At 61.6% G+C, this 25,368-nt stretch carries 24 protein-coding genes; 17 read left to right on the forward strand and 7 right to left on the reverse strand.

Going from position 1 to position 25,368, the window contains the following annotated elements:
• Nucleotides 1–56: 56 nt before the first annotated feature.
• Both lysS and ALTERO38_RS05220 read left to right on the forward strand, forming a co-directional pair.
• The gene (lysS, locus tag ALTERO38_RS05215; protein WP_102835949.1) at nucleotides 57–1,559 is read left to right on the forward strand and encodes a lysine--tRNA ligase; all 1,503 of its coding nucleotides are present in this window, start codon (nucleotides 57–59) and stop codon (nucleotides 1,557–1,559) included.
• A gap of 282 nt (nucleotides 1,560–1,841) precedes the next feature.
• Nucleotides 1,842–3,137 carry a flavohemoglobin expression-modulating QEGLA motif protein gene (locus ALTERO38_RS05220; RefSeq protein ID WP_159967521.1) on the forward strand — a complete coding sequence of 432 codons (1,296 nt, stop codon included), beginning with the start codon at nucleotides 1,842–1,844 and terminating at the stop codon, nucleotides 3,135–3,137.
• A gap of 57 nt (nucleotides 3,138–3,194) precedes the next feature.
• On the opposite strand, the gene ALTERO38_RS05225 is transcribed toward ALTERO38_RS05220, so the two are convergent.
• The 3 genes from ALTERO38_RS05225 to dctP form a co-directional block, all read right to left on the reverse strand.
• Nucleotides 3,195–4,505 (reverse strand): TRAP transporter large permease subunit, encoded by a 1,311-nt coding sequence (locus ALTERO38_RS05225; RefSeq protein ID WP_045425356.1) that lies wholly within the window; start codon nucleotides 4,503–4,505, stop codon nucleotides 3,195–3,197.
• A complete protein-coding gene (locus tag ALTERO38_RS05230) occupies nucleotides 4,502–5,041 on the reverse strand; it encodes a TRAP transporter small permease subunit (protein ID WP_102835952.1) in 540 nt (179 codons plus the stop codon). The genes ALTERO38_RS05225 and ALTERO38_RS05230 overlap by 4 nt, the downstream gene beginning before the upstream one ends.
• Nucleotides 5,042–5,119: 78 nt before the next feature.
• Complete coding sequence (gene dctP, locus ALTERO38_RS05235) at nucleotides 5,120–6,154, reverse strand: TRAP transporter substrate-binding protein DctP (RefSeq protein WP_102835953.1); 1,035 nt, start codon at nucleotides 6,152–6,154, stop codon at nucleotides 5,120–5,122.
• A 436-nt stretch (nucleotides 6,155–6,590) separates the two neighbouring features.
• On the opposite strand from dctP, the gene ALTERO38_RS05240 reads away from it, so the two are divergent.
• The 8 genes from ALTERO38_RS05240 (at nucleotide 6,591) to ALTERO38_RS05275 (ending at nucleotide 14,472) form a co-directional block, all read left to right on the forward strand.
• Nucleotides 6,591–7,109, forward strand: a complete 519-nt coding sequence (locus tag ALTERO38_RS05240; protein ID WP_159967522.1) for a PaaI family thioesterase — start codon at nucleotides 6,591–6,593, stop codon at nucleotides 7,107–7,109.
• Nucleotides 7,102–8,313 (forward strand): acyl-CoA dehydrogenase family protein, encoded by a 1,212-nt coding sequence (locus ALTERO38_RS05245; RefSeq protein WP_159967523.1) that lies wholly within the window; start codon nucleotides 7,102–7,104, stop codon nucleotides 8,311–8,313. Before ALTERO38_RS05240 ends, ALTERO38_RS05245 begins: the two co-directional genes overlap by 8 nt.
• Nucleotides 8,314–8,347: 34 nt before the next feature.
• Nucleotides 8,348–9,115 (forward strand): SDR family NAD(P)-dependent oxidoreductase, encoded by a 768-nt coding sequence (locus tag ALTERO38_RS05250; protein ID WP_159967524.1) that lies wholly within the window; start codon nucleotides 8,348–8,350, stop codon nucleotides 9,113–9,115.
• 10 nt (nucleotides 9,116–9,125) lie between these two features.
• Entirely contained in the window at nucleotides 9,126–10,196 is a 1,071-nt protein-coding gene (locus ALTERO38_RS05255) for a phosphotransferase (protein ID WP_159967525.1), read from the forward strand.
• Nucleotides 10,193–10,996 carry a 5'/3'-nucleotidase SurE gene (gene surE / locus ALTERO38_RS05260; RefSeq protein WP_159967526.1) on the forward strand — a complete coding sequence of 268 codons (804 nt, stop codon included), beginning with the start codon at nucleotides 10,193–10,195 and terminating at the stop codon, nucleotides 10,994–10,996. The genes ALTERO38_RS05255 and surE overlap by 4 nt, the downstream gene beginning before the upstream one ends.
• Nucleotides 10,996–12,678 (forward strand): long-chain fatty acid--CoA ligase, encoded by a 1,683-nt coding sequence (locus ALTERO38_RS05265; RefSeq protein ID WP_159967527.1) that lies wholly within the window; start codon nucleotides 10,996–10,998, stop codon nucleotides 12,676–12,678. The genes surE and ALTERO38_RS05265 overlap by 1 nt, the downstream gene beginning before the upstream one ends.
• 65 nt (nucleotides 12,679–12,743) lie before the next feature.
• Nucleotides 12,744–13,490, forward strand: a complete 747-nt coding sequence (locus tag ALTERO38_RS05270; protein ID WP_045425379.1) for a class II aldolase/adducin family protein — start codon at nucleotides 12,744–12,746, stop codon at nucleotides 13,488–13,490.
• Between the two features lie 52 nt (nucleotides 13,491–13,542).
• Nucleotides 13,543–14,472, forward strand: coding sequence for a glyoxylate/hydroxypyruvate reductase A (locus tag ALTERO38_RS05275; RefSeq protein WP_159969635.1), 930 nt, complete (start codon nucleotides 13,543–13,545; stop codon nucleotides 14,470–14,472).
• Nucleotides 14,473–14,561: 89 nt separating this feature from the next.
• On the opposite strand, the gene ALTERO38_RS05280 is transcribed toward ALTERO38_RS05275, so the two are convergent.
• Complete coding sequence (locus ALTERO38_RS05280; protein WP_159967528.1) at nucleotides 14,562–16,130, reverse strand: class I adenylate-forming enzyme family protein; 1,569 nt, start codon at nucleotides 16,128–16,130, stop codon at nucleotides 14,562–14,564.
• Between the two features lie 283 nt (nucleotides 16,131–16,413).
• Between ALTERO38_RS05280 and ALTERO38_RS05285 the strand changes: the two genes are divergently transcribed.
• On the forward strand, nucleotides 16,414–16,752 hold the full coding sequence (locus tag ALTERO38_RS05285; RefSeq protein WP_159967529.1) for a hypothetical protein: 339 nt from the start codon (nucleotides 16,414–16,416) through the stop codon (nucleotides 16,750–16,752).
• Between the two features lie 79 nt (nucleotides 16,753–16,831).
• Here ALTERO38_RS05285 and ALTERO38_RS05290 read toward each other — a convergent pair whose 3' ends face one another.
• The 3 genes from ALTERO38_RS05290 to ALTERO38_RS05300 all read right to left on the reverse strand — a co-directional run bounded on the left by ALTERO38_RS05290 (nucleotide 16,832) and on the right by ALTERO38_RS05300 (nucleotide 18,673).
• On the reverse strand, nucleotides 16,832–17,638 hold the full coding sequence (locus ALTERO38_RS05290) for an OmpA family protein (RefSeq protein ID WP_064480277.1): 807 nt from the start codon (nucleotides 17,636–17,638) through the stop codon (nucleotides 16,832–16,834).
• Nucleotides 17,639–17,680: 42 nt separating this feature from the next.
• Nucleotides 17,681–18,079: a DUF4398 domain-containing protein gene (locus ALTERO38_RS05295; protein WP_064480276.1), complete on the reverse strand. Its 399-nt coding sequence runs from the start codon at nucleotides 18,077–18,079 to the stop codon at nucleotides 17,681–17,683.
• Between the two features lie 243 nt (nucleotides 18,080–18,322).
• Nucleotides 18,323–18,673 carry a pilin assembly protein gene (locus tag ALTERO38_RS05300; protein WP_159967530.1) on the reverse strand — a complete coding sequence of 117 codons (351 nt, stop codon included), beginning with the start codon at nucleotides 18,671–18,673 and terminating at the stop codon, nucleotides 18,323–18,325.
• A gap of 199 nt (nucleotides 18,674–18,872) precedes the next feature.
• On the opposite strand from ALTERO38_RS05300, the gene ppc reads away from it, so the two are divergent.
• The 6 genes from ppc (at nucleotide 18,873) to ALTERO38_RS05330 (ending at nucleotide 25,313) form a co-directional block, all read left to right on the forward strand.
• The gene (gene ppc / locus ALTERO38_RS05305) at nucleotides 18,873–21,509 is read left to right on the forward strand and encodes a phosphoenolpyruvate carboxylase (protein WP_159967531.1); all 2,637 of its coding nucleotides are present in this window, start codon (nucleotides 18,873–18,875) and stop codon (nucleotides 21,507–21,509) included.
• 255 nt (nucleotides 21,510–21,764) lie between these two features.
• Entirely contained in the window at nucleotides 21,765–22,412 is a 648-nt protein-coding gene (adk, locus tag ALTERO38_RS05310) for an adenylate kinase (protein ID WP_102835965.1), read from the forward strand.
• Between the two features lie 157 nt (nucleotides 22,413–22,569).
• Complete coding sequence (gene tsaB, locus ALTERO38_RS05315) at nucleotides 22,570–23,247, forward strand: tRNA (adenosine(37)-N6)-threonylcarbamoyltransferase complex dimerization subunit type 1 TsaB (protein WP_159967532.1); 678 nt, start codon at nucleotides 22,570–22,572, stop codon at nucleotides 23,245–23,247.
• Nucleotides 23,248–23,305: 58 nt separating this feature from the next.
• Nucleotides 23,306–23,668, forward strand: a complete 363-nt coding sequence (locus tag ALTERO38_RS05320) for a hypothetical protein (RefSeq protein WP_256663781.1) — start codon at nucleotides 23,306–23,308, stop codon at nucleotides 23,666–23,668.
• 16 nt (nucleotides 23,669–23,684) lie between these two features.
• On the forward strand, nucleotides 23,685–24,560 hold the full coding sequence (locus tag ALTERO38_RS05325) for a DUF72 domain-containing protein (protein WP_159967533.1): 876 nt from the start codon (nucleotides 23,685–23,687) through the stop codon (nucleotides 24,558–24,560).
• A gap of 60 nt (nucleotides 24,561–24,620) precedes the next feature.
• A complete protein-coding gene (locus ALTERO38_RS05330) occupies nucleotides 24,621–25,313 on the forward strand; it encodes an extensin family protein (protein WP_159967534.1) in 693 nt (230 codons plus the stop codon).
• Nucleotides 25,314–25,368: the final 55 nt, after the last annotated feature.

The raw sequence follows: 25,368 nt of genomic DNA on the forward strand, positions 1-25,368 counted from the left end.
GCCTGCCAACACACCCTCCCCGGGATTCATTCATTCGATCCAGGCATTTTTAAACCATGAGCGAACAACCGCTGAACCAGCACGCCATCCACGAGGAAGAAAACAGCCTGATCCTTCAGCGCAAGGAAAAACTGGCTGCTGAACGCGCCAAGGGCGACGTTTTCCCCAATGACTTCCGTCGCGACAGCTACTGCAACGACCTGCAGCTGAAATACGTCGACAAGACCAAGGAAGAGCTGGCAGAAGCGGCGATCCCGGTGAAGGTGGCTGGACGCATCATGCTTAACCGTGGCGCTTTCATGGTCCTGCAGGACATGACCGGGCGCATCCAGGTCTACGTCAACCGCAAGACGTTGCCGGCCGAGACGCTGGAAGCCATCAAGCATTGGGATCTGGGCGACATCATTGCCGCTGAGGGCACGCTGGCCCGTTCCGGCAAGGGCGACCTGTATGTCGAGATGACCGACGTACGGCTACTGACCAAGTCGCTGCGTCCGCTGCCGGACAAGCACCACGGCCTGACCGACACCGAGCAGCGTTATCGCCAGCGCTACGTCGACCTGATCGTCAACGAGGAAACCCGCCACACCTTCCGTGTGCGTTCGCAGGTGATCGGCCACATCCGCAAATTCCTCAACGAGCGCGACTTCCTCGAAGTGGAAACGCCGATGCTGCAGACCATCCCCGGTGGCGCCGCGGCCAAGCCGTTCGAGACCCACCACAACGCGCTGGACCTGCCGATGTTCCTGCGCATCGCCCCTGAGCTGTACCTCAAGCGCCTGGTGGTCGGTGGCTTCGAGCGCGTCTTTGAGATCAACCGTAACTTCCGTAACGAAGGCGTTTCGACCCGGCACAACCCCGAGTTCACCATGCTCGAGTTCTACCAGGCCTACGCTGACTACGAAGACAACATGGATCTGACTGAAGAACTGTTCCGCGAGCTGGCGCAGTTGGTCCTGGGCAGCACCGACGTGCCGTACGGCGACAAGCTGTTCCACTTCGGCGAACCCTTTGCACGTCTGTCTGTGTTCGACGCGATCCTCAAGTTCAACCCGGAGATCAGCGCTGCCGACCTGCAAGACGTCGACACCGCCCGCGCCATCGCCAAGAAGGCCGGCGCCAAGGTGCTCGGCTTTGAAGGGCTGGGCAAGTTGCAGGTGATGATTTTCGAGGAGTTGGTCGAGCACAAGCTGGAGCAGCCAACCTTCATCACCCGCTATCCGTTCGAAGTCTCGCCGCTGGCGCGTCGTAGCAACGACGATCCGAACGTCACTGATCGCTTCGAGCTGTTCATCGGCGGCCGCGAGATCGCCAACGCCTATTCCGAGTTGAACGATGCCGAGGATCAGGCCGAGCGCTTCCACGCGCAGGTTCGTGACAAGGATGCCGGTGATGATGAAGCCATGCATTTCGATGCCGACTTCGTCCGCGCGCTGGAATACGGCATGCCGCCGACAGCCGGTGAAGGTATCGGCATCGACCGTCTGGTCATGCTGCTGACCAACTCGCCATCGATTCGCGACGTGATCCTGTTCCCGCACATGCGTCCCGAGATCTGATCAAGGCGCCCAGCCGCCCGGCGAATTGGTCGAGCGGCTGTCATCCCCACGCTGCGATGTGACTGCGGCGAAGGGCAGGCGCGGGACCCCGCCGTGGCCATGCCCAGGCTGATGTGCCAAGGCTTGGGTAAGCCAGTTCGCGGTTTCGGCTGGGTACAGATTGCTTGATGCCGGCCGACACACTTCTATACGCACAGCAGGCAGTTCGCGAACCGGGCACGGAATGCCACGGTCCGCTGGTGTATAAGTTGAAAGCTATGGCTCATCACTGACGAGGTACGGATGAATACCCGCAACAACCTGGATGAATACCAGCTTACGGTGCGCGGTCTGTCCGAACGTATCGTCGAAGCGCAGACCCCGCTGCGTGTGCTTGATGCGGTGAAATGGGACGACAGCATTCGCCAAGGTTTTTATGCCGCTGGCGCCCGTGAGCTGCCTCAGGTCGACCGCGCTTACTACGAAGGCCGTCCGCTTGGCTTTGATTCCAGCGCCAAGAAGGAAGAGTTCCAGAACATCGAACGCGACATCACCCGTCAACTGGGCCAATTCAACCCGGTCGGGCAGATCATGCGGCGCATGTGCAAGGAATACCGGATGGTGATCCGCATGCTCGAAGCACGCGGCACCGCCGATTTCGGCCTGATTTCCCAGGAGCTTTACGGCGCTGCTTCTGACGCCTTTCATGCTGGTGATCCGACGCTCGCCGACCTCGGTCTGATGCTTTCCGACTACCTGAACAACATTGCTGACCGCGGCGACCTCAAGGACGAAGCCAAAGTGCTTACCGCACCGCAGGCAGTGGACTTGTTGCAGCGCCGGCTGGATCTGGTGTTTGGCGAGGGTGAAGGCGTGATTCGCGTATTCGAATCTGATGGCATTCTTGCCGATGCCGCCGCCGGCGCTGATTACATCAAGATCCGCAGTGATGCGATGTTCAACGAACGCGACGTACGAGCGCTGGAAGTCCACGAGGGGCTGGTCCATGTCGGCACCACGCTTAACGGGCAGAACCAGCCGATATGCACCTTCCTCGCCAAGGGCCCGCCGTCCTCAACCGTGACTCAGGAAGGCTTGGCGATCCTGATGGAGGTCATCGCTTTCGCCTCTTACCCGACGCGCCTGCGTAAACTCACCAACCGTACCCGTGCCATTCACATGGCGGAAGAGGGTGCGGATTTTCTCGACGTCTTCGGCTTTTTCCGCGAGCAGGGCTATTCCGACGACGACAGCTACGGCAATGCCAGTCGCGTATTTCGCGGCTCGTCTCCCGATGGCTTGCCCTTCACCAAGGACCTGTCCTACCTGAAGGGTTTCATCATGATCTACAACTACATCCAGCTGGCGGTGCGTAAGGGCAAGCTGGAACAGATCCCGCTGCTGTTCTGCGGCAAGACCACGCTGGAAGACATGCGCACCCTGCGCCAACTGGTCGAGGAGGGCATGGTGGTGCCGCCGAAGTACCTGCCGCAGCAGTTCCAGGACCTCAATGCGCTGTCGGCCTGGATGTGCTTCTCCAACTTCCTCAACCACCTGAGCCTGGACCGCATCGAAGCGGACTACGCGAACATCATCTGATAGACACATGAAAAAGCCGGAGCATCTGCTCCGGCTTTTTTGTTCCCACGCGCTTGATCAGAACAGCGTGTTCGGCAGATAGGTCGCGATCTCGGGGAACAGCATGATGATGCCCATGCCGATGATGTTGACGATCACGAAGGGAATTACCGACCAGTAGATGTCCTTCATAGTGATGCCGGGCGGGACGATGCCTTTCAGGTAGAACAGGTTGAACCCGAACGGCGGCGTCATATAACCGATCTCCATGTTGATCACGAACAGCACGCCGAACCAGATCGGATCGAAGCCGAGTGAAGCGACGATCGGCAGGAACACCGGCAGGGTGATCAGCATGATGCCGACGGGATCGAGCAACATGCCCATGACGAAGACGATCGCCATCATGACGATGATGATTGCCCAACGGCCGCCGGGCAGGTCCATCATCAGGCCCTCGATCAGCGACTGCGCCCCCATGCCCTGATAGGCCGAGCTGAACGCGTGAGCCGCGAACAGGATCCAGGCGATCATGCCGGTCAGCTTGAAGGTGCGGATAGCGGCTTCCTGCAGGACTGGCCAGTTCAGCTTGCGATAGACGGCGGCGGAGATCAGTGCACCGAACACGCCCATGGCGGCCGCCTCGGTCGGGGTCGTCAAACCACCGATGATCGATCCGAGCACCATGACAACGATGCCGATCGGAAGCAGCACTGCACGTATCGCGCGTAGCTTGTCGCCCCAACTGCCTCGCTCTTCCTTGGGTAGTGCAGGTGCCAGATGGGGCTGCAGAAACGAGCGCACCAGCACGTAGGTAACGGTCAGCGCGACCAGTAGCAGACCCGGCAAGACACCTGCCGCGAACATCTTGCCGACCGACTGACCGCTGATCATCGCGTAGAGAATCATCATGATGCTCGGCGGAATCAGAATGCCCCAACCGCCACCGGTGTTGATGCAGCCGAGCACCATGCGCTTGTCATAGCCGCGTTCGAGCATGGCCGGCAAGGCAATGGTGCCCATCGCCACGACCGCCGCGCCGCTGATTCCGACCATGGCGCCGAACACCGCACAGATCCCCAGCGTGCCGATCGCCAGCCCGCCCCGCATGCCGCCGCACCACAGGTGCATCATGCGATAGAGGTCGCGCGCGACCCCAGTTCGTTCGAGCAGCATGGCCATGAACACGAACAGCGGGATGGCCACCAGGGTGAAGCTTTCCATGGTGCCCCACATCTGCGAAGCGACCATGTAGAAGGCGTCAACGCCCCAGGTGAAATAGAGGAACAGCACCGAGACACCGCCCAGCACGAAGGCCAGCGGCAGCCCGAGTACAAGAAAGAAGACCAGCGTCAGGAAGAACAGCAAGGTGGTGATTTCGATGCTCATGGCGCATCCCCCGCGTGGCGGGTATCGCTGACCGATTCACGGCCCAGCGCAATGAGGATGTCCTGCAACAGCTTGGCAATACCCTGCAGCAACAACAGCAAGGTGCCGAGTGGAATCATCGCCTTGATCGGCCAGATCGGCGGATTCCAGGCGGAGTAGGAGGTTTCCATGCCTTGAACCGACTCCCAGGCCATGGAGCTGCCGAAATACAACAGCGCGGCCATAAACAGGAAAAACATGCTGGAGGTGAAGATGTCGACCCAGGCGCGTGTGCGGGGGCTGAACGAGGCGTAGAGCAGGTCGACGTTGACGTGGTCGCGGTGTGCCATTACGTAGCCGCCGGATAGCACCACATAAGCGCCGAACAACATCTGTCCGAATTCGTTGGTCCAGGAGGTCGGGCTCGAGAACAGGTAGCGCATGAACACTTCGAGCAGCAGCAGCGCGAAGATAAGAAAGATCAGGTAGGCCACCCAGCGGCCGATGAATTCGTTGAGCCGGGTGATGCCGTTGATGTAGGCATGGATCAGGCGCATGACGGGCCCCACGAGCAAGGATTGAGCGAATCGCACCCCCGACGCATGACCGCGTCGGGAGTGGGTCAGGCGAGGGGGTTACTGGTAACCGAGGTCACTGAGGAAGGTCTTGAGCTTTTGCAAGGCTTCGGCCGACTTGTCGCTACGCTTGCCTTCTTCTTCCCAGGTCTTTTTCGCGACTTCACGAAGCCGCGCCTGGACGTCATCCGGCAGTACGTTGACCTTCACGCCCTGTTCCTTGATGGCTTTCTGCAAGGCGATCTGTTCCTGATACAGGTACTCGTTGGTGCGGTACCAGAACTGCTCATCGAGAATCTGCTTGACTATTTCCTGGTCGCGCTCGGACAGCTTGTCCAGCGCCTTCTGGCTGATGATGATCACATCGGTGCCGGCGATGTTCAGTGCGGGTCGCACATGATTCTTCGCCACTTCGTAGAAGCTCATGCTTGCAGCACCCTGGACCGCGCCCCAGTGGGCACCATCAACCACGCCAGTATCGAGCGCCGGGTAGAGCTCGCCACCAGGCAGATAGGTGGTAGAGGCGCCAGCCTCGTCGAGAAACTTCTGCAGCGCACCGGATGAGCGGATCTTCAGCTTGGTGAAGTCTTCCCAGCTGTTGATTGGCTTCTTCACCACCATCTCGGTTGGGTAGACCTTATCGGTCGACCAGTAGACGCCGTGTTGCGCGGCTTCTTCACGGAGCATGTCTTCGAAGCCCATCTGCTTATGGAAGTACGCAGCCTCCCAGACATTCTGGAAGGCGAAGGGCAGGCCGGAAGCGATACCGGCGAGGGTCATCTTGTCCTGCGCGTAGCCGGGAGAGATGGTGCCCATCTGGACGATGCCGCGGCTGACGGCATTGAAGGTTTCTTGCGGTTTGAACAGCGCGCCGGATTCGAACAACTGCAACTGCAGCCGCCCGTCGGTGCGCCGCTCGATTTCATTCTTGAGTCTGACAAGGCTGTCCTGGTAGGAGCTGCTGGCGCTCGGCCAATGCGATTGCACGCGCCATTTGGTGACGTCCTGTGCGGCAGCCATCTGCGGAGCCATGGCGGAGACCGCCATCGCTAACAAACCGGCGGGAACGAGTAGCTTTTTGAGCATGGATTTCATAACGCGTCCTCTTGTTGTAATTGTCTGGCTGAGGCCATCTTTGTATCACGTGCGTCGCATGCTTGTTTCGCACAGCAGAACTGACTTTTGCAAAGCTGCTCGAAAGCTAACATAGCGCGGAGCTTTTTCAAGCGCTAGCAGAAGGCTATCGCTACCTTTCTCGATAACAGGTCCGGTGTGCAGCGACTGATTGATCGTGGTCTGTCCAGCAAAGGTTGAGCTTAGACGGTTCTGTTTGTGGGGCATCATAATTCTGCCTGATGGAACTGGATTCCGAATTGACTCAGCGTTTCCTGCATGCCAGCTTCGAAAAGAAGAGGACTCCCCCACAAAAACAATCGAGAGGACTCGTCATGCGCCTCGACGCAAGAGACACCCAGACGCAAGGTCCACGCTCCGGTTCTGCAGCTGCCCGTGGCTATGCGGTAGTGACGCGATGAACGGGCAGAAAACGGAGCTGCCGGTCGATGACAGCCGGACCAATCATTTGCCCATCAGTGGAGGCAGCGACCTGCCTGGCTTTCATCAGGTGCTTGGCTATCGTCAGGTGTCCTGGACCGAAGACGAAGCCGTGATCGAGCTCGATGTGCAGGCCTGTCATCTGAATATGGCCGGCGTGCTTCATGGCGGCGTGATGACTGCGCTGCTGGATGTGGTGCTCGCGGAGGCTGGCACCTATTGCCCTTATCCGGGACGCGTTCGCAAGGCCGTCACCCTGGTGCTCAACACCACCTTCACCGGCCAATGCTCGGGCGGTGTGATACGCGCCATTGGTCGTCGACGGGCCGGTGGGACACGCATTTTCAATAGCTCGGGTGAGGTGCGCGACGCGGACGATCGCCTTCTGGCGATTGGCGAGGCGACCTTCCGGCTACGCTCTGGCAGCGAACAGGCGCAAGGCGTGCCTGTGGATTTCCTCGTGCCCAACAACAAGAAGGAAGACGGCGATGTATGAACTGACCGGCAAGGCGCTGGAACTCCAGCAGCAACTCACGGCGTTCATGGATGAACATATCTACCCGAACGAACACGTCTTTCACGAGCAGGTCGCCACCGCCAGCAACCGCTGGGCACCACCGCCGATCCTCGAGGAATTGAAGCTCAAGGCCCGAGCGCAAGGTTTGTGGAATCTGTTCCTGCCGGAAAGCGAACACGGCGCCGGACTGACCAATTTCGAGTACGCGCACCTCTGCGAAATCATGGGCCGCTCCCATGTCGCCGCCGAGGTGTTCAACTGCTCAGCGCCGGATACCGGCAACATGGAAGTCCTGGCGCGCTACGGCACGCCCGAGCAGCAGGAACAGTGGCTCAAGCCGTTGCTTAATGGCGAGATTCGCTCCTGCTTCTCCATGACCGAACCCGAGGTTGCGTCATCCGATGCGACCAACATCGCCTGCGAGATTCGTCGCGAAGGCGACGAGTATGTGATCAACGGGCAGAAGTGGTGGTCGTCGGGCGCAATGACCACCACCTGCAAGATCGCCATCGTCATGGGCAAGACCGATCCCTCGGCCGAGCGGCATCGGCAACAGTCGATGATCCTCGTGCCGCTGGATGCACCTGGCGTCGAGATCGTCCGTGCGCTCCACGTGTTCGGTTACGACCACGCGCCTCATGGCCATGCCGAGATCCATTACAACAACGTCCGCGTGCCTGCCAGCAACATGCTGCTTGGCGAGGGCCGCGGCTTCGAGATCGCCCAGGGGCGGCTCGGCCCAGGGCGCATCCACCATTGCATGCGCACCATCGGCGTGGCCGAGCGTGCCCTGCAAGCCATGTGCGAGCGAGTGCATTCGCGTGTCGCGTTTGGGAAGCCGCTGGCTGACTTCGACTCGATCCGCAAGGACATCGCCCGGTCCCGTATCGAAATCGAACAGACCCGCCTGCTGACGCTGAAGGCCGCACGCATGATGGACACCGTTGGCAACAAGGTGGCACGTCAGGAGATCGCGATGATCAAGGCCGCCGCACCGAGCATGGCGCTGCGGGTGCTGGACCGTGCGATTCAGGTCCATGGCGCCAAGGGTGTCAGCCAGGACAGCTTCCTGGCGGCAGCCTGGGCGCACCAGCGGACCCTGCGGCTGGCCGACGGCCCGGACGAGGTGCATCTGGACACCATCGCCAAGCTGGAACTGAAGAATCACGCCAGCAAGCGCTGAGCCTCCACCAAAACAACAAGAAGGATGCCGTCCGATGACCAATCCCTTATTCGACCTGTCTGGAAAGGTGGCGCTGATCACGGGTTCCACTCGCGGTATCGGTCGCTCCATCGCCGAAGAAATGGCCCGTTGCGGCGCACGGGTGGTGATTTCCAGCCGCAAGGTCGACGCCTGCGAGGCCGTTGCTGCCGAGCTGAACGCGGCTGGCTTCGAGGCCATCGCCGTGCCCTGCCACGTGGGGCGCAAGGAAGACCTGCAACGGCTGGTCAACACCACCTTGCAGACCTGGGGGCGCATCGACGTGCTGGTCTGCAATGCGGCCACCAACCCGGTTTATGGTCCCACCAGCGAGCTGACCGACGACGCCTGGGACAAGATCATGGACACCAACGTCAAGGGCACCTTCTGGCTGTCCAACATGGTGCTGCCGCAAATGGCCGAGCGTGGCGAAGGCGCGGTCATTATGCTTTCCAGCATTGCGGGATTGCGCGGCAACACCGTGATCGGCACCTATGGCGTTTCCAAGGCCGCCGAAGCGGCACTGGCGCGTAATCTGGCGGCGGAGTGGGGGCCAAAGGGCATCCGCGTCAACGCCATCGCGCCGGGGCTGGTGCGTACCGATTTCGCCAAGGCATTGCTCGATGATCCGGAGCGGGTTCGCCGCGCCGCCGAAAAGACACCGCTGCGCCGTATCGGTGAGCCGGTGGACATCGCCGGTCTCGCGGTCTTCCTGGCAGCGCCCGCCAGTGCCTATATCACTGGCCAGGTGATCGTCGCCGATGGTGGCGAAACCGCATGTTGAGGACCCGTCGATGAACGAACCCGAGCTGATCGACGTTCTGCCCGCGCATCGATTCGACGAGGCGGCCCTGGCTCGATACCTGCGCGAGCATCTGCCGCAGATGGGTGGCGATCTGCTGGTCCGCCAGTTTCAGGGCGGCCAGTCCAACCCCACCTACCTTCTGGAAAGCGCCGGGCGCCGTTACGTGCTGCGCAAGAAACCGCCGGGCAAGGTGCTGCCGTCGGCGCACATGGTCGAACGCGAGTACAAGGTGATCCGTGCGCTCTCCGAACACAGCAGCGTGCCGGTGCCCTCGGTGTACCTGCTGTGCGAAGACGAAAGCATCATCGGCACCGCGTTCTACGTAATGGACCATATTGAAGGACGAATCTTTAGTCACCCGGCCCTGGACGAATTGCCGGTCGCCGAACGCCAATCGATCCACCTGGCCGCTATCGATACGCTGGCCGCGCTGCATCAGGTAGACGTCGAAGCGGCGGGGTTGAGCGATTTCGGCAAGGCTCAGGGCTATTTCGCCCGTCAGGTGAAACGCTGGTCCGGTCAGTATCAGGCGTCTCGCACCGGCGACATGCCGGCGATGGAAAGTCTGATGCAATGGCTGCCGGAGCAGGTCCCGCAGCATGACGAATGCGCCATTGCCCACGGTGACTACCGCCTCGGCAATCTGATCTTCGCGCCGGGCGAGGCGAAGGTCGCGGCGATTCTGGATTGGGAGCTGTCCACCATCGGCCATCCGCTGGCGGATCTCGCCTACTTCTGCCTGCCGTATCACCTGCCGGCTGGCGTCGACGGTTTGCGTGGTCTGATCGGCATCGATCTGCACGCGCAGGGCATTCCGTCAGAGCACGAGGTGCTGCAACGGTATTGCCTGAAGAGCGGGCGTGACGGCATCGACGACTGGCATGTGTTCGTGGCGTTTTCACTGTTCCGGCTCGCAGCAATTCTGCAGGGCGTGTACGCGCGAGCCCTGCAGGGCAATGCCAGCAATGCCGATGCGTTGCAGGTTGGCCAGCGTGCCGGTCTCTTGGCTGAGGCGGGCTGGCGGATCGCCCAGCGTGGCAACAGCGGGGTGGTGGCATGAGCAAACCATTATTACGGCGCGTCCTTCTGACCAATGACGACGGTATCGCCGCGCCGGGGTTGGCACTGCTCGAGCGAATTGCCGCGCAACTGGCCGAGGAAGTCTGGGTGGTGGCGCCCGAGCATGACCAGAGCGGCACGGGCCAGGGCATTTCGGTGCATGCGCCGTTGCGGGTGTACCACCACGGTGAACGCCGCTTCGCCGTCTCCGGCACGCCGTCGGATTGCGTCATGTTTGCCATGGCCGAATGGCTGGAGGACGCGCCGCCTGATCTGGTGCTGTCCGGCGTAAACAGTGGGGCGAACATCGGTGACTCGGTGCCTTATTCCGGCACCCTTGGCGCGGTGCTCAGTGCTGATCTGCTGGGCGTGCCGGCTATCGGTCTGAGCCAGGCGTTCCTTGATCGAACCGCCATCGACTGGTCAAGCGTTGAGCGCTACGCCGCGGCCACCATCCGTGCGCTGTGGGCACGTCGCGATGAGAACGGCTGCTGCTGGAATGTGAATTTCCCGGCGTGCTCGGCTGACCTTGTCAGCCATCTGCGAATGAGCCGTCAGTCCCATGGCTCGATCACCCGGCCGCGTTTGCAGGCGGGCCATGACGGGCGCGGGCTGCCGTATTGGTGGCTTGGCTTCGAGCACTCATCGGCTCACCTCACGGACCCCGAACTCGACGTCGCAGCGCTACGCGAGAAGCGCATCGCCATTACCCCGCTGCGCGATACCCGTGCCTGGCTCAAGTGGGGCGAAGAATGGGCCGTGGCCGATCTGGCCAACAATTGCGATTCAGGAGTTCTGTAATGTTCACTCGTCATCATGCGGTCTGGCCTGACGATCTGCCCAAGCACCTGAGCGTGCCGGAAACCAGCCTGTTCACCAATCTCGAGATCTCGGCGCGGCGTTTTCCCGACAAGCCAGCCATCGTCTATTACGACACCCTGATCACCTATACCGAACTCCTGCGCGAGGTGGAGGCGCTGGCCGGTTACCTTCAGCATCTGGGCGTGGAAAAAGGCGATCGGGTACTGCTGTACATGCAGAACTCCCCGCAATTCACCGTTGCCTATTACGCGATTCTGCGCGCCGATGCCGTGGTGATTCCGGTCAACCCGATGAACCACAGCGCCGAGCTGGAGCATTATCTGCACGACACCGGCGCCTCCGTGTGCCTCTGTGGGCAGGAGCTGACCGGCTTCATTGCTCCGCTGGTCGGAACCGCGAACCTAGCGCATGTCGTGGTTGCCGCGTATTCGGATTACGTGCGAGTGCCCACCGACCTGGCGCTGCCGGCTGAAGTGCAGGCTGCGGCGGTAACCCCGAGTTTCACGGGGGGCATCGGCTGGCGTGATGCCCTCAAAGCAGGCCACAGACCCGGCCCGCACTCGGCCGGGCCGGACGATCTCTGCGTGTTCCCCTACAGCTCCGGCACCACCGGCGCGCCAAAAGGCTGCATGCACACCCATCGCTCGGCCATGGCGACCATCATTCATCGGGTGGTCTGGACCAACAGCACCAGCGAATCGGTGATCCTCGCAACCCTGCCGTATTTCCATGTGACCGGCATGCAGGGCGCCATGAGCGGGCCGATCTACAACGGTGGCACCGCCGTGATCATGACCCGCTGGGACCGCAAGGTTGCCGCGCAGCTGATCGAGCGCCACCGGGTGACCGGCTGGGTCAACATCGCCACCATGGCCATCGATTTTCTCTCCGATCCGGATCTGGAGCGCTACGACCTGTCCAGCTTGGTCAGCGTCGGCGGTGGCGGTGCGGCGATGCCCAAGGCCGTGGAGGAGAAACTGCATCGGCTCACCGGCCTGCGCTACATCGAAGGCTATGGTCTTTCCGAGACCATCGCCGCCACCCACATCAACCCGGTGCCGCGGCCCAAGGCGCAGTGCCTCGGGATTCCGGTCTTCGATGTCGACAGCCGCGTCATCGACCTGAACACCGGGCAGGAGCTTGGCCCGGATGAAGTGGGCGAGATCGTCAGCCGCGGGCCGCAACTGTTCCAGGGCTACTGGAACCGTCCTGAAGAAACCGAGCGTGCATTCATCGAACTGGACGGCCACCGATTTTTCCGCACCGGCGACATGGGCTACTACGATGAAGAGGGCTATTTCTTCCTGGTCGACCGGGTCAAGCGGATGATCAATGCCTCCGGATTCAAGGTCTGGCCGTCGGAAGTGGAAAGTCTGATGTATCGCCACCCGGCCATTCAGGAGTGCTGCGTTATCTCGCGGCCCGACCCCAAGCGCGGCGAGACGGTGAAGGCTTGCATTGTGCTGCGTGAGGGCCAGCCCGGACAGGTCAGCGAGCAGGACATCATCGACTGGTGCAAGGCCGAGATGGCCGCCTACAAGGCACCGGTCTACGTGGAGTTCGTCGCCTCGTTGCCTCGCTCCTCCACTGGCAAGCTGATGTGGCGTGCGCTGCAGGAAGAAGAAAACCGCAAACACGCCGTCGGCGCCGAACAGGCCTGAGGGGCGACAAGCAATTGCAAGGGCCCGCGCCGGCTGGCGCCTTCCAAATCAACGGAGCAGATGCGATGCAAGATTCAACCGCTACGAATCGGGAAGCCGAATGGCAGGTGCGCAAGGATCTGGCGGCCGCCTATCGACTGGTCGCGCACTTTGGCTGGGATGATCTGGTGTTCACCCATCTCTCCGCCCGCGTGCCGGGGCCGGAACATCATTTCCTGATCAATCCGTACGGGCTGTTGTTCCAGGAGATCACCGCCTCGTCGTTGGTGAAGGTGGATCAGGAAGGGCAAATTGTTCAGAGCGGCAGCCTGCATCGGGTCAACCCGGCCGGCTTCACCATCCACAGCGCCGTGCACATGGGGCGTGAGGACGCTGGTGCGGTGATGCATCTTCACGCCGCCGACGGTGTGGCAGTCTCGGCGCATCGCGATGGGCTGCTGCCGCTGAGCCAGACGGCGATGCTCTGCCTCGATCACCTCTGCTATCACGAGTACGAAGGCGTGGCGTTGGACTTGAGCGAACGCGAGCGGCTGATCCGCGACCTCGGCGACAAGCGCATGATGATGCTGCGCAACCACGGCGTGCTGACGGCGGGCGGCACCGTCGCCGAAGCCTTCACCTACCTCTACTTCCTGATGAAGGCCTGCGAGATTCAGGTGCGCGCTCAGGCCTGTGGCCCGACCCATATGCCTTCAGCGGCAGCCATCGAGACGACGCGCCAGCAATCGGCTGAGCTGGGCAGCGCCGCCAAGCTGACCTGGCCTGCGTTGTTGCGCCTGCTGGAAGCCAATGGGCACGTCTATGCGATTTAGCAGTACGCTTTGCGCGTTGCAGATGTCTTCCAAGGAATAAAACTGAGTGAGCATGAAAATCCTCTTCGTCGCCGCCGATCCCAAACCCGAGCGCTGGACCAGCCTGATTCAGCAACAGTTGCCAGACGCCGATATCCAGGTCTGGCAGCCGGACAGTCCGAGTTGCGGTGCCGATTACGCCATCGTCTGGCATCCACCCGCTGCGCTGTTCGATAAAGAGCCGCAGCTGAAGGCCGTGTTCAACCTCGGCGCTGGCGTGGATGCGCTGGTACGCATGCCGAATCTGCCGCGCGACATTCCGATTGTTCGCCTGGAAGACGCGGGCATGGCAGTGCAAATGGCTGAATACGTGGCCTATCACGTGATCGGCATCAGCCGTGACATGGACGCCTATCGTGAACAGCAGGCGGCCGGTCAGTGGAAGCTTCGGCGGCCCATCGAACGCAGCGAGTGGCCGATTGGCGTGCTCGGGCTCGGGCATATCGGCCAGCGTGTCGCCAAAACGCTGGCGACGCTGGAGTACCCCGTTATGGGATGGTCGCGCTCCGAGCACCGCCTCGACGGCGTGCGCTGCTTTGCTGGCGAGGCAGGGTTGAATGATTTTCTTGGTGAAACTCGCGTGCTGGTCAATACGCTGCCCTTGACTGACAGCACCCGCGATCTGATCGACTACTCGCTGCTGTCACGGCTGCGGCCTGACGCGGTAGTCGTAAACGTGGGCCGCGGCGAGCATCTGGTCGATGAGGATCTCTGCCGTGCCATCGAAGAGGGCAAGGTGACTCGCGCTGTGCTGGACGTGTTCCGTGAGGAACCGCTGCCGTCTTCGCATCCGTTCTGGCAGATGCCGCAGGTGACGCTCACCCCGCATGTCTCCGCGCGAACGCTGCGCGAGGCGACCATCGTTCAGATCGCCGAGAAGATCGTCGCGCTGGAAGACGGCCGGACCATTAGCGGCGTGATTGATATCCAGCGCGGTTATTGATCCGCACCAGGCACGTTGCGGTCGGCCGCTGTGGTCGATGAGCCGCCCCGGCCGCGGTGCCAGCGCCCAGGGGCGCTGGCTGGTTCTCTTCAGTCAGCTGCGCCGTGCTCAACCTGGTATTGATCGCGTAGTTCACGCTTGAGCACTTTGCCGATGGCACTGCGCGGCAGCTCGTCCGTCAGCACCAGTTGCGCCAGGCGTTGCGTCTTGCCCACGCGGCTGTTGAACCCGTCCAACAGCGCCTCGGGGGTCGCCATCTCGCCCTTGGCGAGCACCACGAAGGCGACCGGCGTTTCACCCCAGCGCGTCGAGGGCACGCCGACCACAGCGACATCGGCGATGGCCGGATGCTCACGCAGAATCGCCTCGAGATCACTAGGGTAGAGATTGAAACCGCCGGAAATGATCATGTCCTTTTTGCGGTCAACCAGCGTCAGGAAGCCGTGCGCATCGAAGCGACCAATGTCGCCGGTACGGATGAAGCGTTTACCGCTGGGGTCGAACCATTCGGCTTCGGCCGTTTTCTCGGGCTTGTTCAGGTAGCCGGTCATCATTGCGGGGGAATGCCCGACGATTTCTCCAATCGAGCCGACAGGCAGCTCGTGGCCCTCATCGTCAATCACACGAATGTCATGCCCCTCGGCCGGACGGCCGACCGTGTGCAATTTATCCGGGTACTCGTGCGCAGCCAGAATGCAGGTGCCGCCGCCTTCGGTCATGCCGTAGGTGTCGATCAGCCCGCCGGGCCAGCGCGCCAGGACTTCGGCTTTCAGTGCGGCAGCGAACGGCGCGCTGGTGCACATCTTGTAGCGGAAGTGGCTGAGATCGTATTGCTCGAAGTCCTCGCGCGCCATGAGCCGCTGGTACTGCACCGGCACCAGCATCGTATGGGTCACCGCGTGCCGCTGGGCGAGGCGCAGGTATTCGCCCGCGCCGAACTTGCTCATCAGCACCACGCAGCTGCCCAGAGCCAGGGTTGGGAGAAACGCTACCAGCGTGGTGTTGGAGTACAGCGGCGTGGAGATGAGCGTGGTGGCCTCATCGCCGTATCCGTAGGCGGCACTGCGTCGAACATGGGCCCAACGCATCGCGTGCGATTGCACGATGCCCTTGGGCTCGCCGGTGGTGCCGGACGAATAGATGATATTGAACGCCCATTCCGGCTGGATCGCTACAGGCTCCGGCGTGGCATCACTCAGCCAGCCGGACAGTCCATTCGCCGCCGTCTGGTCAAGGCGCAGGGTTGGACAGGGCAAGCGTGCTGCTACCGGCTCCAGGTGTTGCGCCGCATGAGCGTCAATAAATAGCAGGCGGGGCGCAGCGTCAGCGAGCATGGTCAGCAGGCTTTCGGCACTGGCCGAGGGCGCCAGGGGTGCCACGGCTACGCCGGCACGCAACGCGCCGAGAAACACGACGGCGTATTCGATTGAGTTGTAGGCACAGATCGCCAGCGAGTCGCCGGGCTGCAGACCGTCACGCTGCAGCGCGGCGGCGATGCTGCTGATCAAGGTGTCGAGTTCTGCGTAACTCAGGCGGCGCCCATCTTGAAGTAGCGCCGATTGGTCTGGCCGATGCCTGGCCCAATAAGCGATCAGGTCTGGGACCGCAGCGAAGGCTTGGTTCAGGTCGGGGGCGTCGGGGCTGGCGGATAGGACCATGTCGGGCTCGTTCTATTGAAGGCAGGTGGACGCTCGCGTGCAACGGCAAGCATGGCAGCGCAGCAGTTGAACAACCTTCGATGGTTAGCGTGTGAGCGGGAAGAGCTATTCGTCTTGGCAATGGTGGACGATTACTGCCAAACAAGTTTGCTGGCACTTTCGCGGCAAGCCGGCGCTGGCGGAAGGGCTCCACGTCGAATGATCGGGGCGGGCAACGAGCGGGTTTCGCGCTCAAGCCGTTATTTTTGCGACAATACCGGCCCTTTGATCAGGCGACCCCGTCATGTCCGAACGCAACCCCATTCCGCTGATTCTCACCGCCATCGGCAGCGTCATAGGCACCGTTGCGGTGCTCTCCTTCTATGGTTACGTGCACATCGCCAAGCCGGAGGACGCCCTGTTGCTGGCCGACTACACGATGCTCAAGACCATTCCCGGTGAAGACTATCGGGTCTCGCTCAAGCCCGCGCCCCAGGTCGCGGAGTGCATCGACGGTGTGCTGGTGCTTTTCGATACCGAGCAGAAAGGCCTGACCGGTGTGCTGGTGGATAACCGCAAGCGCGCGATTCGCTGCATGGGTCAGCAGGTCCCGACCGAGCAGGCTCCGGCAACCAAGCCGTAGCGTTGCACTGTTCGAAGTCATGAAAACAAGAAGCCCGCCATAAGGCGGGCTTCGGTACTGCCGACGCGTTTCCGAGCGACTATTGCTGCATCGAAGAGCGCGGTGCTACGCGCTTGTTATCGTTGGAGATCGTCACTTCGACGCGACGATTCATCGCCCGGCTTGCTGGCGAGTCGTTGCTTGCGACCGGATACGCTTCACCGTAACCGACGGTCTGGATTCGATCGATTTCCACACCGGAACGGACCAGCGCACGGCGCACCGCTTCAGCTCGACGCTCGGACAGCTGCTGGTTATAGGAGTCGGAGCCGGTGCTATCGGTATAGCCTTCGACCATGACCTTGCGCTCCGGATTTTCGTTTAGAAATTCAGCCAGCTTCTGTACATCACGCATGCCGGCTGACTTGAGCTCGGCCTTGTTCAGGTCGAACAGCACGTCGCCAAAGGTCACCAGAGTGCCGCGCTCGGTCTGCTTGGCCTGCAGGTCCTGCTGCAGCTGGCGGATCTCGTCCTGCTGACGCTTGAGCATGGCCTCGCGAGATTCAAGCCGCGCCTGCGCCCGCTTGGTGGAAGCCTGCTCGATCTGTTGCTCAGCCTTGCGCAATTCGATGGTCTGCTCGGCCAGGTCAATCCGGCGGTTGGCCAGATAGGCAAGCTGGTCGACGCGCTCTTCATCCGCGTCGCTCAGATAGGCCTTGTTGGCTTCGTCGAGTTGCTTGGAGGCGTCCTGGGTTTCCAGGGCGGCGTATTTTTGTGACAGCGGATTGCTCTGCAGTGATGCGAACTCGCTGCGTGCCGTTTCCAGATTCTGGTTGGGCTGCGACGAGCAGGCAGCAAGACCGATGCTCATGGCGATCGCTGTGGGGATGGCTACTAGCTTATGCATGTCGATTCATCCTCTGCTAAAGGGAGTGCGGAAGGGATAGGGTTACTGCTGAAGGCCGCGCATGCTTTCTTCGCGCAGCTCCTGAATTCCCTTCTGGGCGTCCTCAACGGCCTTTTGGGCCTTGGCAGCTTGTGCCTTGCGCTCCGCAACGCGTGCGTCCCATTCGGCCTGCTGTGCAAGTCGACGGGCTTCGTCATAGTTTTCTTTCTGCATGGCAAGTTCAGCTTGCTTCCACTTTTCCTGAGCGGCACGCATGTCCACTGGAGCGTACTGGGTAGCCCCAGCGCTGACGGCGCTACGGACGGCCGATTCGGTTACAGCGAACTGCTCGTTGGGTGGATTGCCGGCACAGCCAACCAGCAACAGGCCCCCAAGTGCAACGGCTGCCAGCTTGGGTAGCTGGAATCGCGATAGCGGGCTTTCGATGGTGTTCATTTTCATGGCCAGTCTCCATTGGGATATCGATGGGATATCGAAAACAGTGCCCGTTACGCTGTGGCTTGCACTTGTTAAAAATGGTCAGCAATCAGAACGGGCATGTTTTTGTGAGGCCAGCTGGCTGTAATCGTTCCAGTAAAAAACAAACGCAACGATGAGAAGGCAGCGATCTAGAGCCATCGGACAAGGCGCGAGGTGGCGAGAAAACGCTACCTCGATACGCCACGGACGGCTGTTTCCAGCGTCTCAGGACCGATCAGGATGCTCAGCCCGTTCGGCAAGCAAACGCTCTAGATGCTTGCGCGCGAGCGCCAGGAAGCGCGGCGTTGGTCCGATGTCTTCGTAGATCGGGTCGCCTTGCTCGTCCGTCGAAATCACCTTGGAACCCTGCTCGTAGGGAAGGCTGGTCTCGATTCCTTCGAGGGCTGCGCCGACCAGCTCACCGAGCAGCTCTTCAGTGCTGCGCTTCGGATACATCTCGGCCAGGGCTGCCAGCCTTGCCGCGCTTTCGACATCCAATGGGATGGTGTACTGGGCGGCGCTCATGCGGCCCTTGGCACTGCTTTCCCATTCACGGACCAGTTCAGAAATTTTCATCTAGCTCCATCCTTAGCTCGCCTCGCGAGCAATATTGGCGGGTATTGCGAGCCAGCATCGACAGGCTTGTTCTGCTATGCCTTGTCTTCGTCGTAGACGCTGTGCACTCTGTTTGGACGGTTCCTACAGCGTAGCCGTTCAGCATCGTGAGCATTCGTTTACGAACTTCCGATGCGGCGGCCTGTAAAGAGAGGCGAACATGGCGAAGATTGACGCGCGTCTGCGTGAAAACGTTCATCTGCTTGGCGAGCTGCTGGGCAATGCAATTCGCGAGCAACACGGCGATGCCTTCTTCGACAAGATCGAGCGCATCCGCAAGGGCGCCAAGGGCGCGCGCCGCGGCTCGGCAGACGGGGCCCGACTCCTGCAGGAAACGCTCGATGGGCTGGGCGACGACGAGATGCTGCCGATGACCCGGGCCTTCAGTCAGTTTCTCAACCTGGCCAATATTGCCGAGCAATATCATCAGGTGCGCAGACGGCGGCCCGACGAGCCGGCTCCTTCCGAAGCCGGCGCATTGGATGGCCTGCTCGAACGCCTTAAAGGCGAAGGATTTGGCCAGGCGTTCCTGGCACGCCAGGTTGGCCGACTCGATATCGAGCTGGTGCTGACCGCACACCCGACCGAAGTCTCGCGGCGCACCTTGATCCAGAAATACGACGCCATTGCCGCGCAGCTGGCGGCGCGGGATCACACTGACCTTGGCCAGGGTGAACTGGCCAAGATCGAGCTGCGTCTGCAGCGGCTTGTCGCCGAGGCCTGGCACACCGAAGAGATTCGTCGCAGCCGCCCAACACCGGTAGAGGAGGCGAAGTGGGGCTTTGCCGTGATCGAGAACTCGCTGTGGCAAGCGCTTCCGAATGTATTGCGGCAGACCGATCAGGCGCTTAAACGCTCCACCAGCCTGCATCTGCCGCTGGACGTCGCGCCGATCCGTTTTGCGTCCTGGATGGGCGGTGACCGCGACGGCAACCCCAATGTGACGGCGAAGGTAACCCGGGAAGTCCTGCTGCTGGCGCGCTGGGTTGCGGCAGACCTGTTCCTGCGCGATATCGACGGCTTGATCACGGCGCTATCGATGCAGACAGCCAGCGATGAACTGCTCAGCCGCAGCGGGCAGTCGGCCGAGCCGTACCGAGCCCTGCTCAAGACCCTGCGCGAACGTCTGCAGGCCACGCGCGACTGGGCCAGTGTGGCGATCGAGCATGACCAGTCTGCACCAGCAGACGTGTTGCTGGACAACCGCGATCTGTGCGAACCGCTGGAGCTCTGTTACCACTCGCTACACGCCTGCGGCATGGGCATGATCGCCGACGGCGACTTGCTCGACACCCTGCGCCGGGCCACTGCGTTTGGTCTGTTTCTGGTGCGTCTGGATGTCCGCCAGGACTCGTCCCGGCATGTCGCGGCGCTGGCGGAAATTACCGATTACCTGGGTATCGGCCATTACGATCAGTGGGATGAGCAGCAGCGTCTGGATTTCCTGCAATCGGAATTGAACAACCGTCGACCGTTGCTACCGCCGAACTTCCAGGCCTCGGCCGAAACGGCAGAAGTGCTGGATACCTGCCGCGTGGTGGCGCAGGCCCCTGGCGACTCGCTCGGCTCCTATGTCATCTCCATGGCCAAGGGTGCCTCGGATGTGCTGGCAGTACAGCTGCTGCTCAAGGAGGCCGGGCTGCAACGCCCGATGCGAGTCGTGCCGCTGTTCGAGACACTCGCTGATCTCGACAATGCCGGCCCGGCCATCGACAAGCTGCTCGGGTTGCCCGGCTATCGGCAGCGTCTGCACGGCCCCCAGGAAGTGATGATCGGCTATTCGGATTCTGCCAAGGATGCCGGCACCACCGCGGCGGCCTGGGCGCAGTACCGTGCGCAGGAAAGCCTGGTCGAGATCTGCCGTGACCATCAAGTTGAACTGCTGCTGTTCCACGGCCGTGGCGGCACGGTTGGACGTGGCGGCGGACCGGCGCACGCGGCCATTCTTTCGCAGCCCCCCGGATCGGTGGCTGGGCGATTCCGGACCACCGAGCAGGGGGAAATGATCCGTTTTAAGTTCGGCCTGCCGGATATCGCCGAACAAAACCTCAGCCTTTACCTGGCCGCTGTGCTCGAAGCGACCTTGCTGCCTCCGCCGATGCCCGAGCCGGACTGGCGTGAAACCATGGAAAAGCTCGCGGCAGACGGCGTGTCGACCTACCGCAGCGTGGTGCGCGACCATCCGCAGTTCGTCGAATATTTCCGCCAGGCGACGCCGGAACAGGAGCTTGGACGTCTGCCGCTGGGCAGCCGCCCCTCGAAGCGCCGGGAAGGCGGTGTCGAAAGTCTGCGCGCGATTCCCTGGATATTCGCCTGGACCCAGACGCGACTGATGCTGCCCGCCTGGCTGGGCTGGGAACAGGCACTGCGTAGCGCGCTGGAGCGGGGCGAACATGAACGGCTCAAGACGATGCGCGAGCACTGGCCGTTTTTCAGCACCCGCATCGACATGCTCGAGATGGTTCTGGCCAAGGCCGACGCGGAGATCGCCGAGCGCTACGACGCGCGTCTGGTCAGCGCAGAGCTGCTGCCGTTAGGGTGTGATCTGCGTGACAGATTGTCGCAGGCGGTTGCGGCGGTGCTCGAGTTGACCGGGCAGTCAGTGCTGCTGGCGCACAACCCTACCAGCCTTGAAGCGTTCAGCCTGCGCAATACCTATCTCGATCCGCTGCATCTGATGCAGACCGAACTGCTGGCACGTTCACGGCAACAGCAAAGCCCGGCGGAAAGCCCTCTGGAGCAAGCCTTGCTGGTCAGCGTGGCCGGCATTGCAGCTGGATTGCGCAACACCGGCTGACGTTCATAGGGGCTGCTCAGGTCGCGTTTGGGAAACGCTTTCATGAGCAGTCTGTGGCATTTTCTCGACCTATCAGGCCCGTCTTGACCAGCTTGTTGCGGCGCCACGGGCGCCGCTTGTCTGCATTCTGTGCGCTGTGTATCGTGTTCAACCTTTTGTCGCATGGCGGCAGACCAGATTTTTTGATTCGCCAGAGCTGAGAGTGCGTTGCATCGATCCTGGCGGCATCCATTTGCAAACTTGAGGACTTACTCCATGCGCATCATTCTGCTGGGAGCGCCGGGTGCCGGGAAAGGCACACAGGCCCGCTTCATCACCGAGAAGTTCACCGTTCCGCAGATCTCCACGGGCGACATGTTGCGTGCAGCGGTCAAGGCTGAATCGCCGCTGGGCCTGCAAGTCAAGGACGTCATGGACAGTGGTGGTCTGGTCTCCGACGAGATCATCATTGCGTTGATCCAGGAGCGGCTGCAGCAGCCTGATTGCGCCAACGGTTTCCTCTTTGATGGCTTCCCTCGCACCATTCCCCAGGCCGAAGCGCTGCGTGATGCGGGCGTTCACCTGGACCACGTGCTGGAGATTGCAGTAGACGACGAGGAAATCGTCGGTCGCCTGTCGGGTCGCCGCGTACACCCGGCTTCAGGACGCGTTTATCACACCGAGCACAACCCGCCGAAGGTCGCTGGAGTCGATGATCTGACCGGCGAAGAGCTGATTCAGCGCAAGGACGATCTCGAGGAAACCATCCGTCATCGTTTGAGCCTCTACCATTCCCAGACCAAGCCGCTGGTCGCCTTCTACCAGAACCTGGAAGCGGTGCAGGGCACGCCCAAGTGCAGCCGCGTCGAAGGCGTCGGCACTGTGGAAGAGATTACCGCCAAGGTGATGGCAGCGCTCAGCTGACACTTCTGGATGTCCGAAACGGCCCGCTTGCGGGCCGTTTTTTTTCTACCTATCTGCTTGTTGTGGAGGTCGTTCGATATTCAATCGACACAAGCGCAACTGCTACAAGCGCAACTGCTACAATCGCGACCCTTTTCGCTGCTGACCGGAACATCTGATGACCACGCTGCTGGCCCTGGATACCGCCACCGAAGCCTGCTCCGTCGCGCTGCTGCATGACGGTCGAGTGCTGAGCCATTACGAGGTGATTCCGCGGCTGCATGCCCAGCGTCTTCTACCCATGATCCAGACACTCCTGAGCGAGGCAGGTATCGCGCTATCGGCAGTCGATGCGCTGGCGTTTGGCCGTGGCCCCGGTGCTTTCACCGGAGTGCGTATTGCGGTTGGTGTGGTACAGGGGCTGGCGTTCGCGCTGGAGCGGCCGGTACTGCCTGTATCAACCCTGGCAACCATTGCCCAGCGGGCGCACCGAGAGCAGGGAGCAGAGCAGGTCGCGGTGGCGATCGACGCCCGCATGGACGAGGTCTACTGGGGTTGCTATCGGCTGCAGCAGGGTGAAATGCAGCTGGCGGGCAGCGAAGCGGTGTTGCCGCCGGAGCAGGTCAGCTTGCCTCGCGCAAGCGAAGGCCAATGGTTCGGTGCGGGCACCGGCTGGGGTTATGGCGCGCGGCTCGCCGTTCAGCCCTCTGCAAGCGACGCGACCCTGCTGCCGCATGCTTTGGATCTGCTCACGCTGGCCGGCTTTGCCTGGGCGCGCGGAGAAGCCGTAGAGGCCGATCAGGCCCAGCCGATCTACCTGCGTGACAATGTCGCCACGCCCAAGGCCCCGCGATGACCAGCGGCATTGCCAATTGCGGGTCGGCTCGCTAGAGTCGACGAACTTGAACAGGTGAATGATGCGCCTCAACGGTCTCGCCCCCTCAGCCTATCCCATCGAACGTCCTGCCCATCCTGGCAGTGCGCCGGTCCCTTATCGCGAAAGCGAAAGGGCTGCGGAACAGGCGCGCGGGTCCATTGTCACGCCGGCCAGCCAAGCCGATTCCACCTACGAACACCTCGCCCGAGGCAGTAAGAGCCAGTCGGCCGATTACGGTTCGGTTATCTCCGGCGACTTCATGCCGGCGCGCTTTGAAGCCATGATGGAACGTCCGCTCACCAGTCGTGCCACGCAGGCGCTGCAGAGCTATGGCACTACCGCCAGCTTCACGGCCGACCTTGACGCCCATGAAGTGCTCGGCCTTGATCTCTACGCCTGAGGCGTATTGAACGCGTTTGAACCTTCCCTATTTTCTTGGTTGCCCCTCGTGGAACGACGCCGGATGGCGCGGTTCGCTCTATCCGTCTGGGCTGCCCGCAAGCGAATATCTGGCACGCTATTGCTCGGTGTTCAACACGGTCGAGGGCAACACCACGCTTTATGCGTGGCCTTCTGAGCAGAAAATCGAGCGCTGGGCGGCCCTGATGCCGGAAGGCTTCCGCTTCTGCGCCAAGCTGCCGCGTGATATCAGTCAGGCGCCTGATTTACGTGAAGTCGAGGATCTGATCCGCTCGTTCCGCACCCTCCTGGCGCCCCTTGGGTCACGGGTGACGCCGTTCTGGTTGCAGCTGCCGGCGTCGTTCGGCCCGGCGCGTCTTGACGAGCTGGCGCAGCTGATCGAGACGCTGGATCGCCCGCTTGCCGTGGAGGTGCGGCATGCCGCGTTCTTTGCCAAAGGCGAAGAGGAGCGGGCCTTGAACCGGATGCTGCGTGAGCGAGGCGTCGAGCGGATCTGCATGGATACTCGTGCGCTGTTCAGCTGCCGGTCCAGCGATCCTGCGTTGCTGCACGCCCAGCGCAAGAAACCACGGTTACCGGTGCGGCCTGCGGCGTTCAGCGAATCTCCGCAGCTCAGATTCGTCGGGCATCCCGAATTGGAAGCGAACGATCGCTTTCTGGCCCCTTGGCTAAGCAAGGTCGTTGAGTGGATAGAGGCGGGCAAGCGCCCGCATGTTTACCTGCATACCCCTGACAATCAGCTGGCGCCGGACCTGGCCATGCGCTTCCATGACCTGCTCAGCGCACGGCTCCCAGGCTTGCCACCGTTGACCGCGCCGCCCATGCAAACCGATTCGCAGCTCTCACTGCTCGGCACGCCTGGGCAGCGCTGAAAGTCCAGAGCGCTAGCGGCTGCGCTGCAACCTTCAAGTCTCGGCGTTGCCGAAACGCCTATGACCTTCGGCCGTTTCTTCCTGTTGCTGCTCGTCGCGCTGGCTGGGTTCGCCTACGCCGTCTGGCGTGGGCATGTCGACGTCCCGGCGGAGTGGAACCCCTGGGCGCCACTGGATATCCGCGAGACGCCGAACCTGCTGACCTCGTTCAAACTGCAGCGGTTACAGCAGGATCGTGCACTGTGCGAGCAGGCATTGAAGACTTCAGATCTGAACTATGTAGCCGTGCCTGACAGCACGCCGCAGTCTGGCTGTCCGGTGGAGAATGCGGTACGTGTCAGTGGTTCGGCGGTTCGGTTCAACAATGCATTTTTAGCCACCTGCCCACTGGCTGCGGCCTATGCACTGTTCGAAAGGCATGGACTGCAGCCTGCCGCACAGCGGGTATTCGGCCAGCCTGTGGTTCGGGTCGATCATTTCGGCAGCTTCGCCTGCCGCAATATCGCGCGAAGCAACAGGCGAAGCCAGCACGCTTCGGCAAACGCGTTGGACCTGGCCGGCTTCAGGCTGGAGGACGGCACGCGCATTACCGTAGCGCGTGACTGGCAGGGGGATGACGACAAAGCGCGCTTCCTGCGCGAAGTAAAGGCAGCCGCCTGCAATGTTTTCAAAATCACCCTGAGCCCTGAGTACAACGCGGCCCATCACGATCATTTTCATGTGGATATGGGCGGTTTCGGCATGTGCCGCTGAGGCATCCGGGCGTTGCCTCTGGCAGAATGCGGCGTTTTTCCGACCCTGAGTTTCC

The sequence above is a fragment of the Pseudomonas sp. 9Ag genome (genome assembly GCF_902506445.1).
GTDB lineage: Bacteria > Pseudomonadota > Gammaproteobacteria > Pseudomonadales > Pseudomonadaceae > Stutzerimonas > Stutzerimonas stutzeri_AB.

What these genes read in the sequence shown, in the direction of transcription:
- lysS (WP_102835949.1), top strand. Translation starts at nt 57, where the DNA reads ATGAGCGAACAACCGCTGAACCAGCACGCCATCCACGAGGAAGAAAAC.
- ALTERO38_RS05220 (WP_159967521.1), top strand. Translation starts at nt 1,842, where the DNA reads ATGAATACCCGCAACAACCTGGATGAATACCAGCTTACGGTGCGCGGT.
- ALTERO38_RS05225 (WP_045425356.1), bottom strand. Translation starts at nt 4,505, where the DNA reads ATGAGCATCGAAATCACCACCTTGCTGTTCTTCCTGACGCTGGTCTTC.
- ALTERO38_RS05230 (WP_102835952.1), bottom strand. Translation starts at nt 5,041, where the DNA reads ATGCGCCTGATCCATGCCTACATCAACGGCATCACCCGGCTCAACGAA.
- dctP (WP_102835953.1), bottom strand. Translation starts at nt 6,154, where the DNA reads ATGAAATCCATGCTCAAAAAGCTACTCGTTCCCGCCGGTTTGTTAGCG.
- ALTERO38_RS05240 (WP_159967522.1), top strand. Translation starts at nt 6,591, where the DNA reads ATGAACGGGCAGAAAACGGAGCTGCCGGTCGATGACAGCCGGACCAAT.
- ALTERO38_RS05245 (WP_159967523.1), top strand. Translation starts at nt 7,102, where the DNA reads ATGTATGAACTGACCGGCAAGGCGCTGGAACTCCAGCAGCAACTCACG.
- ALTERO38_RS05250 (WP_159967524.1), top strand. Translation starts at nt 8,348, where the DNA reads ATGACCAATCCCTTATTCGACCTGTCTGGAAAGGTGGCGCTGATCACG.
- ALTERO38_RS05255 (WP_159967525.1), top strand. Translation starts at nt 9,126, where the DNA reads ATGAACGAACCCGAGCTGATCGACGTTCTGCCCGCGCATCGATTCGAC.
- surE (WP_159967526.1), top strand. Translation starts at nt 10,193, where the DNA reads ATGAGCAAACCATTATTACGGCGCGTCCTTCTGACCAATGACGACGGT.
- ALTERO38_RS05265 (WP_159967527.1), top strand. Translation starts at nt 10,996, where the DNA reads ATGTTCACTCGTCATCATGCGGTCTGGCCTGACGATCTGCCCAAGCAC.
- ALTERO38_RS05270 (WP_045425379.1), top strand. Translation starts at nt 12,744, where the DNA reads ATGCAAGATTCAACCGCTACGAATCGGGAAGCCGAATGGCAGGTGCGC.
- ALTERO38_RS05275 (WP_159969635.1), top strand. Translation starts at nt 13,543, where the DNA reads ATGAAAATCCTCTTCGTCGCCGCCGATCCCAAACCCGAGCGCTGGACC.
- ALTERO38_RS05280 (WP_159967528.1), bottom strand. Translation starts at nt 16,130, where the DNA reads ATGGTCCTATCCGCCAGCCCCGACGCCCCCGACCTGAACCAAGCCTTC.
- ALTERO38_RS05285 (WP_159967529.1), top strand. Translation starts at nt 16,414, where the DNA reads ATGTCCGAACGCAACCCCATTCCGCTGATTCTCACCGCCATCGGCAGC.
- ALTERO38_RS05290 (WP_064480277.1), bottom strand. Translation starts at nt 17,638, where the DNA reads ATGCATAAGCTAGTAGCCATCCCCACAGCGATCGCCATGAGCATCGGT.
- ALTERO38_RS05295 (WP_064480276.1), bottom strand. Translation starts at nt 18,079, where the DNA reads ATGAAAATGAACACCATCGAAAGCCCGCTATCGCGATTCCAGCTACCC.
- ALTERO38_RS05300 (WP_159967530.1), bottom strand. Translation starts at nt 18,673, where the DNA reads ATGAAAATTTCTGAACTGGTCCGTGAATGGGAAAGCAGTGCCAAGGGC.
- ppc (WP_159967531.1), top strand. Translation starts at nt 18,873, where the DNA reads ATGGCGAAGATTGACGCGCGTCTGCGTGAAAACGTTCATCTGCTTGGC.
- adk (WP_102835965.1), top strand. Translation starts at nt 21,765, where the DNA reads ATGCGCATCATTCTGCTGGGAGCGCCGGGTGCCGGGAAAGGCACACAG.
- tsaB (WP_159967532.1), top strand. Translation starts at nt 22,570, where the DNA reads ATGACCACGCTGCTGGCCCTGGATACCGCCACCGAAGCCTGCTCCGTC.
- ALTERO38_RS05320 (WP_256663781.1), top strand. Translation starts at nt 23,306, where the DNA reads ATGATGCGCCTCAACGGTCTCGCCCCCTCAGCCTATCCCATCGAACGT.
- ALTERO38_RS05330 (WP_159967534.1), top strand. Translation starts at nt 24,621, where the DNA reads ATGACCTTCGGCCGTTTCTTCCTGTTGCTGCTCGTCGCGCTGGCTGGG.